The sequence below is a fragment of the Streptomyces sp. NBC_01618 genome, assembly GCF_045209435.1.
Classification (GTDB): Bacteria; Actinomycetota; Actinomycetes; order Streptomycetales; family Streptomycetaceae; genus Streptomyces.
The window spans coordinates 2744026-2755938 of record NZ_CP109297.1 but is presented as its reverse complement, the minus strand read 5'-3'; the positions used below and the strand labels follow the sequence as shown (position 1 = coordinate 2755938).

At 70.0% G+C, this 11913-nt stretch carries 9 protein-coding genes and 2 pseudogenes; 6 read left to right on the top strand and 5 right to left on the bottom strand.

The features are described 5' to 3' along the window. Positions 1–185 precede the first annotated feature (185 nt). Both OH735_RS12915 and OH735_RS12910 read left to right on the top strand, forming a co-directional pair. Positions 186–707, top strand: coding sequence for a universal stress protein (locus tag OH735_RS12915; RefSeq protein WP_406381613.1), 522 nt, complete (start codon positions 186–188; stop codon positions 705–707). A 186-nt stretch (positions 708–893) separates the two neighbouring features. Then, a complete protein-coding gene (locus tag OH735_RS12910) occupies positions 894–1466 on the top strand; it encodes an acetate uptake transporter (protein ID WP_406381611.1) in 573 nt (190 codons plus the stop codon). A gap of 102 nt (positions 1467–1568) precedes the next feature. On the opposite strand, the gene glmS is transcribed toward OH735_RS12910, so the two are convergent. Together glmS and OH735_RS12900 are read right to left on the bottom strand one after the other, a co-directional pair. After that, a complete protein-coding gene (gene glmS / locus OH735_RS12905; RefSeq protein ID WP_406381610.1) occupies positions 1569–3398 on the bottom strand; it encodes a glutamine--fructose-6-phosphate transaminase (isomerizing) in 1830 nt (609 codons plus the stop codon). Between the two features lie 43 nt (positions 3399–3441). Next, on the bottom strand, positions 3442–3717 hold the full coding sequence (locus OH735_RS12900) for a hypothetical protein (RefSeq protein ID WP_389987623.1): 276 nt from the start codon (positions 3715–3717) through the stop codon (positions 3442–3444). Positions 3718–4209: 492 nt separating this feature from the next. On the opposite strand from OH735_RS12900, the gene OH735_RS12895 reads away from it, so the two are divergent. The 4 genes from OH735_RS12895 to OH735_RS12880 all read left to right on the top strand — a co-directional run bounded on the left by OH735_RS12895 (position 4210) and on the right by OH735_RS12880 (position 8714). Further along, a complete protein-coding gene (locus OH735_RS12895) occupies positions 4210–5757 on the top strand; it encodes a beta-N-acetylhexosaminidase (RefSeq protein WP_406386541.1) in 1548 nt (515 codons plus the stop codon). Between the two features lie 437 nt (positions 5758–6194). After that, positions 6195–6878 (top strand): GntR family transcriptional regulator, encoded by a 684-nt coding sequence (locus OH735_RS12890; protein ID WP_406381608.1) that lies wholly within the window; start codon positions 6195–6197, stop codon positions 6876–6878. 103 nt (positions 6879–6981) lie between these two features. Then, positions 6982–7992, top strand: coding sequence for a 1-aminocyclopropane-1-carboxylate deaminase (locus OH735_RS12885; protein ID WP_406381606.1), 1011 nt, complete (start codon positions 6982–6984; stop codon positions 7990–7992). A 170-nt stretch (positions 7993–8162) separates the two neighbouring features. Beyond that, positions 8163–8714, top strand: coding sequence for a GNAT family N-acetyltransferase (locus OH735_RS12880; RefSeq protein ID WP_406381605.1), 552 nt, complete (start codon positions 8163–8165; stop codon positions 8712–8714). A 150-nt stretch (positions 8715–8864) separates the two neighbouring features. Here the strand turns inward: OH735_RS12880 and OH735_RS12875 are convergent. The 3 genes and pseudogenes from OH735_RS12875 to OH735_RS12865 form a co-directional block, all read right to left on the bottom strand. Beyond that, positions 8865–10049: pseudogene (locus tag OH735_RS12875) on the bottom strand (SpoIIE family protein phosphatase); the annotation flags it as partial. A gap of 94 nt (positions 10050–10143) precedes the next feature. Beyond that, a pseudogene (locus OH735_RS12870) lies at positions 10144–10494 on the bottom strand (GAF domain-containing protein); the annotation flags it as partial. Between the two features lie 229 nt (positions 10495–10723). Next, positions 10724–11890, bottom strand: a complete 1167-nt coding sequence (locus OH735_RS12865) for an acyl-CoA dehydrogenase family protein (protein WP_406381604.1) — start codon at positions 11888–11890, stop codon at positions 10724–10726. Between the last annotated feature and the right edge of the window lie 23 nt (positions 11891–11913).

The following is an 11913-nucleotide window of genomic DNA, read 5'->3' as shown; positions in this document are numbered from 1 at the left end:
TCCGCCTCGGGCATGCTCCGTGAAATGTCGCACGCGCTTTGCGCGGGTCTGGGCGGTGGAGGAGTGGCGCCGTACCCTTGGGGGTAAGGGGTTGGGAAGATGATTCCCGGACACCGCAACACCGCCCGCTGACGCACCTTCCCCACGTCGCTCTCCTCACGAGGACTCTCTTCGCCGAGACACCGATGGCCGGTCACGAAATCCCCGAACCCGCCGACCGCAAGCAGGTGGCCGACCCCATGTCGGACCTGCGGGCGGCCGAAGAAACACGTCATTCCTGCGATCCCGCCTTCCGGCATGGGGTCGTGGTCGGCTTCGACGGCTCGACCTCCAGCGAGCGCGCCCTCGCCTACGCCATCGGCATGGCCCGAAGATCGGGTTCGGGCCTGATCATCGTCCACGTCGCCAATCGGCTCCCGACCACCGTCTGGGCAGGCTGCGAGCCGCCCGTCTTCGTCGATGTGCCCGATCACCGCACCGAGGTGCTCGGCCTGGAGCTCGCCTGCGCGGACTACCTGACCGAGGTGCCCTGGGTGCTCGTCGAGCGCGGCGGGGACATCTGCCACGAGCTGGAGGAGGTCGGCCGGGAGTACTCGGCCGACGCCATCGTCGTCGGCTCCACGCACGGCATCGTCGGCCGCATCTTCGGCTCGGTGGCGGGGCGTCTCGCGCGCCGCGCGCAGCGCCCGGTCGTCGTCATCCCCTGAGCGTTCTCCGCCCCGGAGGTCACTGCCGTCACCCCTGTCACGGCAGTGGGCCCTCGTGGCCGACGTGGCGTCAACTCGACTGTGGAAACCGGCAATCCATTGGTGTGCAGAGGTGGATTGTGCGCTTGTGAAGGGTACATAAGGGTCACTGGGAAGCAGGACCACTGCATGTGAAGGGAGCCCGCCGTGGACAATGACGTCTCTGCGGGAAGCACCAGCACCGCTACCCTCGGCCATCTCGCCCTGGGACTCACCCTGTTGGCGTTCGGTATCGGTCACACCGGGGTCGTGGGCGGTGTGACGGCGGCCGACGCCGTCTCGCTCGCGCTCTATGTCGGCGGTATCGCCCTGTTCGTCGCCGGACTCCTGGAGTTCCGTGCGGGCAGCGGCTTCACCGGCACGGCCTTCGTCGGCCTCGGCGCCTTCTGGTTCACCTGGGGCACCGGCGCCGACGCGCACGTCTCCAGCCACGCGGCAGGGCTGTTCCTGCTGCTCTGGGCCTTGTTCGCGCTCAGCCTGACCCTCGGCGCCACCGGCGGCGGTCTGCTCGGCCGGGGGACGTACGGACTGCTGTTCCTGGCGCTCCTGCTCCTGGGCGTCGGGCAGTTCGCGGACAGCGGGAGCCTGGCGAAGGCGGGCGGCTGGTTCGCCGCCGCGTCCGGTCTCGCCGCCTGGTACGGGGCCACGGCGGCCCTGGCCAACTGGCCCACGGCACTGCCGGGCCGCGCTGCCGGCCGAGGCGTGACAGCCACCGGCTGAGGCGGCGACCGGGCCGGTGCTCCGGGGCGGTCACCGGCCCGCACGGGAGCGGCCCCGTACCCACGGTGGCGGTGGGTACGGGGCCGCTCTGCCGGACCGGGACTACTCGACGGTGACGGACTTCGCCAGGTTGCGGGGCTTGTCGATGTCGCGGCCCATGGCCAGGGCCGTGTGGTACGCGAAGAGCTGGAGCGGGATGCCCATCAGGATCGGGTCCAGCTCGTTCTCGTTCTTCGGCACGACGATGGTGTGGTCGGCCTTCTCCTGCACCTGGTGGGCGACGGCGAGGATGCGGCCGCTGCGGGCCTTGATCTCCTCCATCGCGGCACGGTTCTTCTCCAGCAGATCGTCGTCCGGCACGATCGCGACCGTCGGCATCGCGGGCTCGATCAGCGCCAGCGGCCCGTGCTTCAACTCGGAGGCGGGGTACGCCTCCGCGTGGATGTACGAGACCTCCTTGAGCTTCAGCGAGGCCTCACGGGCGACGGGGTAGCCGCGCACCCGGCCGATGAACATCATCGACTTGGCGTCCGCGTACTCCGCGGCCATCTTCTTGATCTCGTCCTCGTTCGCCAGGATCTCGCTGATCTGGGCGGGCAGCTTGCGCAGCCCCTCGATGATCCGCTTGCCGTCGGCGACCGACAGGTCCCGGATCCGGCCCAGGTGCAGGGCGAGCAGCGCGAACGCGACGACCGTGTTCGTGAAGCACTTGGTGGAGACGACACACACCTCGGGGCCGGCGTGGACGTACGTACCGCCGTCGGCCTCCCGGGCGATCGCCGAACCCACCACGTTGACCACACCGAGCACCCGGGCGCCCTTGCGCTTGAGCTCCTGGACGGCGGCCAGCACGTCGTACGTCTCACCGGACTGGGAGACCGCGACGTACAGGGTGTCCGGGTCGACGACCGGGTTGCGGTAGCGGAACTCGGAGGCGGGCTCGGCGTCCGCGGGGATACGGGCCAGCTCCTCGATCAGCTGCGCGCCGATCTGGCCCGCGTGGTACGAGGTGCCGCAGCCCAGGATCTTGATCCGGCGCACCCCGCGCGCCTCGCGGGCGTCCAGGTTGAGGCCGCCCAGGCGCACGGTGGCGAACCGGTCGTCGATCCGGCCGCGCAGCACCCGGTCGACGGCGTCGGCCTGCTCGGAGATCTCCTTGTGCATGTACGTGTCGTGGCCGCCCATGTCGTACGACTCGGCCTCCCACTCCACGGTGGTCGGCGTGGCCGTCGTGGACGAGCCCTCCGTCGTGTACGTACGGAAGTCGTCGGCCTTGAGGGTGGCCATCTCGCCGTCGTCGAGGGTGACGACCTGGCGGGTGTGGGCGACCAGCGCGGCGACGTCCGAGGCGACGAACATCTCCTTCTCGCCGATGCCGAGGACGACCGGGGAGCCGTTGCGGGCGACCACGATGCGGTCGTTGAAGTCGGCGTGCAGGACGGCGATGCCGTACGTGCCCTCGACCGAGCGCAGCGCCTCGCGGACCTTCTCCTCCAGGGTCTCGGCCTGGGCGCGGGCGATCAGGTGGACCAGCACCTCGGTGTCGGTCTCGGAGAGGAACTCGACACCGTCGGCGACGAGCTTCGCACGGAGCTCGGAGGCGTTGTCGATGATGCCGTTGTGGACGACGGCGACCTTGTTGTCGGCGTCCAGGTGCGGGTGCGCGTTCTCGTCGCTCGGGGCGCCGTGGGTGGCCCAGCGGGTGTGGGCGATACCCGTGGTGCCGGTGAAACGCTTGGGAACGCGGGCCTCCAGCTCGCGGACCCGGCCCTTCGCCTTGACCATCTTCAGGGCGGCGGGCTTCCCGGCCGACGCCTTGCCGGTGATGACGATGCCCGCGGAGTCGTAACCCCGGTACTCCAGCCGCTGCAGCCCTTCCAGCAGCAGCGGAGCCACATCACGCTTCCCGATATATCCGACAATTCCGCACATAAAGTCTCTGCCCCTCCATCGACGTACCTGTGGTGCCCGTTGCTCAGCCGTAGACGATGCGGCGCAGCTGGCGGAGCGAAAGCTCCGGCGGCGCGACCGCCCGGTGCGGCAGTTCGGCCGCGATCCGCTCGAAGATCTCCGTGTTCACCAGGCCCCCGGACTGCAGTTCGCGGTGGCGGCGGCGGACGAATTCATCGGTCGTCTCGTCGAAGTACGCCAGCACGTCGAGGACCACCCGGGCGGCTTCACCGCGCTGGAGCGCGGTGCTGCGCACCAGGTGATCGATGAGGTCGTCATGTGACGGGCGGCGTTCGAGCACTCGTCGATATTGCTGTGGATGGGGCGCTTACGCAAGAATTCTGCCCGATATCGGGCAGGGATGGGTGCGATGAGGCTCTCGGTCGGGTCCGGTTGAGGCGGCCGGTGCGGGTGTGCCCACAGGCGTTCGAGGAAGCCGTCCACGGGCCCGGTGGGCACCTGCTCGATCGGCGGCGCGCTGCGCACCTCCTCGGCCTACGCCACTGCGGTCCTTCTCCACGGCCGGCTGGAACGGGTCCGAGGCGTCCTTTTCGGAGGCGATGCCCGCCGGCGCCCGGAGCGGGACGATTCCCTCAGCCGCATAAGGGGAAGTGGTCTACACCTTGACCATGTGTGAGACAGACGATACGCATGGTGATGGTTCGGTCAGAGATCCACAGGTGTGAACCCGTCGAAAGGGACCCGGCTTGTGAGACTGCACAGGACACAGCGCACCGCCCTTCCCCGTCTTCTCGGCTCGCTGCTGCTCGTCACGGCGGCCGGCATCGCCGCCATGGGCGCGGCGCCGGACGGCAACGCGGCGGGCCGCGGCCCGTCCGCCGCCCCCTCGCCCCGCCCGCTCGGGCAGATACTGCCCGCCCCCGCCGAGGCGAGGCCCGGCGGCGCCCCGTACAGCATCACCGCGAACACCAGGATCCGTGTCGAGGACGACTCCCGCGAGGCCCGGGAGGTCGGCGACTACCTGGCGGGCGTGCTCCGCCCGTCCACCGGCTACGCCCTGCCGGTCACCGGCCGCGGCGGCGACGGCATCCGGCTCCGGCTCGACCCCGACAGCGGATCCGGCGCCGAGGGCTACACCCTGAAGTCGAGCCCCGGCGCCGTCACCATCACCGCGCGCGGCCCGGCAGGGCTCTTCCACGGCGTCCAGACGCTCCGGCAGCTGCTCCCGGCGGATGTGGAGAAGAACAGCCGCCAGGAGGGCCCGTGGAAGGTCGCGGGCGGCACGGTCGAGGACTCGCCCCGCTACGCGTACCGCAGCGCCATGCTGGACGTGTCCCGGCACTTCTTCTCCGTCGCCGAGGTCAAGCGCTACATCGACCAGCTCGCCCTCTACAAGATGAACAAGCTCCACCTGCATCTCTCCGACGACCAGGGCTGGCGCATCGCCATCGACTCCTGGCCGCGCCTGGCCACGTACGGCGGGCAGACGGAGGTCGGCGGCGGCGCCGGCGGCTACTACACGAAGAGCGACTACAAGGAGATCGTCCGCTACGCCTCCTCCCGCTATCTGGAGGTCGTGCCGGAGATCGACATGCCCGGCCACACCAACGCGGCGCTCGCCTCGTACGCGGAGCTGAACTGCGACGGCGTCGCGCCGCCCCTCTACACCGGCACCGCCGTCGGCTTCAGCTCGCTCTGCGCCCCGAAGGCCGTCACGTACGACTTCGTCGACGACGTGGTCCGTGAACTGGCCGCGCTCACCCCCGGCAAGTACCTCCACATCGGCGGCGACGAGGCCCACTCCACCAGTCATGCGGACTATGTGACCTTCATGGACAAGGCGCAGGCCATCGTCGGCAAGTACGGCAAGACCGTGATCGGCTGGCACCAGCTGACCGGGGCCACGCCGGTCAAGGGCGCGGTCGCCCAGTACTGGGGTTACGACCGCACGGGCGCGGCCGAGCGCAAGCAGGTGGCGGACGCCGCCGTGAACGGCACGAAGCTGGTGCTGTCCCCGGCCGACCGGAGCTACCTCGACATGAAGTACGACAAGGACACCAAGCTGGGCCTGGCCTGGGCCGGTTACGTCTCCGTCCAGCGCAGTTACGACTGGAACCCGGCGGCGTACCTGGACGGCGCCCCGGAGGGCTCCATCCTCGGCGTCGAGGCGCCGCTCTGGTCGGAGACCCTGACCAACAGCGACGAGATCGAGCAGATGGCGTTCCCGCGGCTGCCGGGCGTGGCGGAGCTCGGGTGGTCGCCCGCGGCCACGCACGACTGGGACGCGTACAAGGTGCGGCTCGGCGAGCAGGGGCCGAGGTTCTCCGCGCTCGGCATCAACTACTACCGCGCGCCCCAGGTTCCCTGGGCCGCGGAGTGAGCTGACCGGAGCCCAAACCGGGGCCGAAACCGGAGCCGAAACCGGGGCCGAAACCGGAGCCGAAACCGGGGCCGAAACCGAAGCCGAAACCGGGGCCGAAACCGAAGCCGAAACCGGGGCCGAAACCGGGGCTGAAATCGGAGCCGAAACCGGAGCCGAAACCGGGGCCGTCCCGCGACCGTCGTGTTCCCGGTCGTGGGACGGCCCCCGGGCTCAGGCCCGCCCGACGATCGGGTTCCTCGGCCTGCCGACCGGTTGCAGCGCCCCCGACGGATCGGTGAGATCGACCATCTGCTCGTTGTTCCGCAGCTGCAGCCGGTTCAGGCAGGACAGCGCGAATTGAGCGCACCGCGAGGGGTGTTCCCGGCCTCGATGCGGTGTGCCGCAGTGCTGCGCGGCTATTGACAAGCCCCAATACGTAGTACGCAATATATTGCATGCCGATCCCTCGAGGTGAGACCTCGCCGCCCCGTGACCTGCTGCGAGACCACGTGTTCCGTCGGCTGCGCGATGCGATCGTCGACGGGACGCTCGAGCCCGGCGAGCAGCTGCGCGACGGTGAGCTCGCCGGCTGGCTCGGCGTCAGCCGCACCCCCGTGCGCGAGGCACTGCTGCGTCTGGGTCAAGCCGGCCTGGTTGTCACCGCACCAGGCCGGTCCACCACCGTCAGCACACTGGACGTGCGCGCGACCCGCAACGCGCAGTCGGTGGTCGCGGCCATGCATCGACTCGCGGTCCGCGAGGCCGTGAGCCAGATGACCGAGGAGGACTTCGCGCGGATGCGAAGCGCCAACGAGCGATTCGACGCCGCGCTCCGGCGCGGTGACGTCGACGCTGCGCTCGCCGCCGACGACGAACTCCACGCGGTGACCGTCGAGGCCGCGGGGAACGACGCGATCAAGACCGTGCTAGATCAGTTCACGCCGGTGCTTCGTCGGGTCGAGCGACTCCGCTTCTCGTCGGTCACCGGTCGCGGATCGGTGGCTCTGCACAGCAAGCTCATCGACCTGTGCGCGGCCGGTGATGTCGAGGCTGCTGCGGACGTCTCCTTCGACACCTGGCAGACCCTGGAGCCACTGGTCGAGATGTCCGGCACGGAGCAGACCGAACCGGCAGGCTGAGCGACCCCGCCGACTGAACTCACGTGCGGCTGAACCTGAACCTGAACCGGCCCGGCCGGAGCAGCCGCCCTCTCCCACCCTTTCAAGCCCGAGGAGAACAGTCATGTCAGTGCAGGACTTCCCCCGCTACCCGCTGCTGTTCGGCCCCAGCCCGGTACACCCGCTCGAGCGGCTGAGCGAGCACCTGGGTGGTGCCAAGCTCTGGGCCAAGCGCGAAGACTGCAACAGCGGTCTCGCGTTCGGCGGCAACAAGACCCGCAAGCTGGAGTACATCGTTCCCGACATCCTGGCCGAGGGTGCCGACACACTCGTCTCGATCGGTGGCTACCAGTCCAACCACACTCGTCAGGTCGCCGCGCTCGCGGCCAGGCTCGGACTGAAGGCCCTGCTGGTGCAGGAGCGCTGGGTGGACTGGCCGGACACCGTCAACGACCGGGTCGGGAACATCCTGCTGTCCCGGCTGATGGGAGCGGAGGTCCGCCTGGACCCGGCCGACTTCGGCATCGGCTTCAAGGACAGCTGGAACCAGGCGTTGGAGGACGTACGCAGCCGCGGTGGACGCCCCTACGGGATCCCCGCGGGGGCCTCGGACCACAAGCTGGGCGGACTGGGCTTCGCCAACTGGGCGTACGAGGTGCAGCAGCAGGAGGAGGAGCTGGGCGTCTTCTTCGACACCATCGTGGTGTGTTCGGTGACCGGTTCGACCCACGCCGGCATGATCGCGGGCTTCGCCGGGCAGGACCGTCCGCGCCGAGTCATCGGCATCGACGCCTCGGCCAAGATCGAGGAGACCCGCGACCAGGTCGAGCGCATCGCCCGCAACACGGCCGAACTGATCGGCCTCGGCCGGGACCTGAAGGACGATGAGATCACCGTCCTCGCCGGATGGGCCGGTGACTTGTACGGCATTCCGGTGCAGTCCACGCTCGACGCGATGAGGCTCACCGCCCAGCTCGAGGGCGTCATCCTCGACCCGGTCTACGAGGGCAAGTCCATGGCGGGCCTGATCGATCTGGTCCGGGGCGGCGACATCCCCAAGGACTCCAACGTGCTCTACGCCCACCTCGGCGGCCAGCCCGCGCTGAACGCGTACAGCGCACTGTTCACCGGTTGATCCGGTTGATCCGGTTGATCCGGCTGATCGGGATATCCCGCGTTACCGGCTCGTGTTCGCCGGCCAGTAGGCATCGGTCGGTTCGGTGGGGCGGGTGACCGGGCCGGGAAAAGGCTCGGGCTGCCGGAATCTCCTGTGACCGGCCCGGCGGGGCGGAGTACGATCTTCGGATGTTCGAAGGCAAGTTGGTAAGGCTCCGCGCACTGCGTGCGGAGGATGCGGAGCACCACCTCCGGTGGCGCAACGATCCGGAAGTGGTGCACTGGGCCACCGGCGGCGACCCGTGCTTCGGGCCGGTCACGGCGGAGGCCATCGGGCTCGGCTTCGAGACGATGCTGCGGCTGAACCCGAGGGAGTCGGCCGTCTTCACGGTCGAGGACCTGACCGACGGCACGGTGATCGGAATGGCGGACTACCGGGACCTGGACCCGTTCGCCGGGCTGGTCACCGTCGGCATCACGATCGGCGAGCGGGACCGTTGGGGCCGTGGCCACGGCTCCGATGCGCTGCGCCTGCTGGTGGGGCACCTGTTCGGGGCCTTCGGTCTGCACCGGATCGAGCTCGACACCTGGAGCGGCAACGAGCGGGCCGTCCGCGCCTTCACCAAGGCGGGCTTCCGCGAGGAGGGCCGACGCCGGGGCACCGTGCCGGTGGCGGGCGAGCGGTACGACACCGTGCTGTTCGGGATGCTGCGCGAGGAGTGGCCGGGCGCCACGAACTGACTGATCGCCATCCGGCGTTGCTGACGGCTACCGAGCGGCGCGTCAGGCAGCGAACGGCGCGCGGAGCGGTCGCAGAACTGCGGCCGATGGGCCTGATCGACACGCACCACCGCATGGTTCGAACCGACAGATCCCGTTGAGGCCTCCGCCTTACCGCCTGCCTCGCGCGCCCGGCTCGTCCTCCTTCGCGAAGGGGAGCGCGTCCAGGTCTCCGTCGAACTCCCAGGTGCCCAAGGTCGCCAGGTCTGCGGCGTCGGTTGGCAGGCCGTTGGGGCCGGGCAGTTCCTGTTCGGTCCAGATGCATTTCCCGGTTGTCGTGTAACGGGTGCCCCACCGCTGGGAGAGCGCGGTGATGAGCTGCAACCCTCGCCCGTCCTCGTCCGTCTCCGTCGCACGGCGGATCCGAGGCATGGTCAGGCTGCCGTCGGAGACCTCGCAGATCAGTTCGGCACTGTGCAGCAGCCGCAGCCGCAGCGGGCCCTTCGCATGGCGTACGACGTTTCCGACCAGCTCGCTGGCCAGCAGTTCCGTGGTCGGTACCAGGTCGTCCAGGCCCCAGACGGACAGCTGCTCCCGAACGTGCTTGCGGGCCTCGCCGGCCGCCTGCGGGTTTTCGGGGAGTGGCCAGGAGGCCATCCGGCCGGCGGTCAGCGCGTGCACGCGGGCGACGAGGAGGGCGGCGTCGTCATCGGTGGTGGTGTGCTGCTCCGGGGGGAGCAGCCCGGCCGTGAGCGTGTCGCAGAGCCGGTCCAGATCCCCGCCGTCTTCGCTCTCGGCGGTGCTCAGGAGCCGCGTGAGTTCGGTCATGCCCTGGTCGATGTCGCGCTTCGCAGACTCGATCAGGCCGTCGGTGTACAGCACGAGAAGGCTCTCCCCGGGTACCACCAGCTCGACCGTCTCGAACGGCGGCTCCGCCGCGCCCAGGGGTGGGTCCGGGTCCAGTCCCGGGAAGTGCACGGTGCCGTCCGGGAAGACCACGGCCGGGGGCGGGTGCCCGGCGCGGGCGAAGGAGCAGAGCCCGGTGGTGGGGTCGTAGAGCGCGTACAGGCAGGTGGCGTACGAGTCCTCGCCGAGGCCGCCGACGATGTCGTTGAGGTGGCTCATGATCTCGTCGGGGGGCAGTTCGAGGTCGGCGAGGGTGTGGACAGCGGTGCGCAACCGCCCCATGGTGGCCGCCTCGGACAGGCCGTGCCCCATCCCGTCGCCGATGACGAGCGCGACCCGGCCGGCGGACAGCGGGATGATGTCGTACCAGTCGCCGCCGACTTCCGTGCCCCGCCCGGCGGGAAGGTAGCGGGCAGCGGCCGTGCAGGCGGGCAGCAGGGGCAGTTCGCGGCGGCGCCTGCCTCATCCGCTCCTCGACCCAGTCGACCACGGCCCGCAGGAAGTCCCACTGCTCCCCGGTCGGCTCACCCCGGTCACCCATCACTACGGTGAGCGCGCCGACCGTGCGGCCCTCGCCGGACACGGGGGCGGCCGCCAGGCCGGTACCGGGCCGGTGCTCAGTGGGCCCCGTGGGCACCCACACGCTCTTGCCCTGGCGCACAGCGCGGGCCGGGGCCGTCGGCCCTTCCTGGTCGATGATCTCCCAGGGTCGGGTGAGGGCCGCCGGCAACCCGGTCGACGACACCAGCCGCAACGCGGACATGGGGCCGCGCAGATGTATTGCTCCACCCAGGCCACCCAGCTCGGCCACCGCGTGCTGGAGCGCCAGCCGGAACACCTGGCTCTCCGTGACGCCCCGGTCCACGGTGGCGAGCAAAGTCAACCGTGCATTCATAGGGCAACTGTACGGTTCTCATGTCCGGCAGACCCTTTGTGCCGTGACAGCGGCGGGGGCGGTCCGGCCACAGCGGGGTACGGACGGCACGCCTCGGATGTGGTGCTGTGACCCTCCGGGACGCGCGGGCTCCCTGGCCCGGACCGTGCGCGATCCCGGCACGGTGCCGCCGTGCGTCGCATCGCTGCGCGTACGGCGGCATCCGGCGGTCCCGGTCCGGGGGAGTGGATCAGGCCGGCAGGCCCAGCTCCCTCGCGATCAGCATGCGTTGCACCTCGCTGGTGCCCTCGCCGATCTCCAGGATCTTGGAGTCGCGCCACATCCTGGCCACCGGGTACTCGTTCATGAAGCCGTAGCCGCCGTGGATCTGCGTCGCGTCGCGGGCGTTGTCGACCGCGACCGTCGACGAGTACAGCTTCGCGATCGCCGCCTCCTTCTTGAACGGTTCGCCCATCACCAGGCGCGACGCCGCGTCGCGCCAGCCGACGCGGGCCATGTGGGCGCGCGTCTCCATGTCCGCGATCTTGAACTGGATCGCCTGGTTGACGCCGATGGGCTTGCCGAAGGCGTGGCGCTCCTTGGCGTACTTCACCGACTCGTCGACGCAGCCCTGCGCCAGGCCCGTGGACAGGGCGGCGATGGCGATACGGCCCTCGTCCAGGATGCGCAGGAACTGGGCGTAGCCGCGGCCCTCCTCGCCCAGCAGGTTCGTCAGCGGGACGCGGACGTCACAGAAGGACAGCTCGCGGGTGTCCGAGGCGTTCCAGCCGACCTTGGAGTACGGGGCGGCGACCGTGAAGCCGGGGGTGCCGGACGGCACGATGATGCAGGAGATGAGCGGGGCGCCGTTCGCCTTGTGGCCGGTCACCGCCGTGACCGTGACCAGTTCGGTGATGTCCGTACCGGAGTTGGTGATGAAGCACTTGGAGCCGTTGATCACCCACTCGCCCGCCGCCTCGTCGCGCACCGCCGTGGTGCGGGTGCCGCCCGCGTCCGAACCGGCGTCCGGTTCGGTCAGGCCGAACGCGCCGAGCGCCTCGCCCGAGCAGAGCTTCGGCAGCCACTGCCGCTTCTGCTCCTGAGTGCCGAAGCGGAAGACCGGCATCGCGCCGAGGGAGACCCCGGCCTCCAGGGTGATCGCCACGGACGAGTCGACCCGCGCCAGCTCCTCCAGGGCGATCCCGAGGGCGAGGTAGTCGCCGCCCATGCCGCCGTACTCCTCCGGGAACGGCAGCCCGAACAGGCCCATCCGCCCCATCTCCCGCACGATCTCGTACGGGAACTCATGGCGCTCGTAGAAGTCGCCGATCTTCGGGGCGATCACATCGTGCGCGAACTCCTCGACGGTGCGACGCAGTTCCTCGTGCTCGGCGGTCAGCCGGTGGTCCAGGGACATGGCAGGTGTCACTCCTTGTGGGA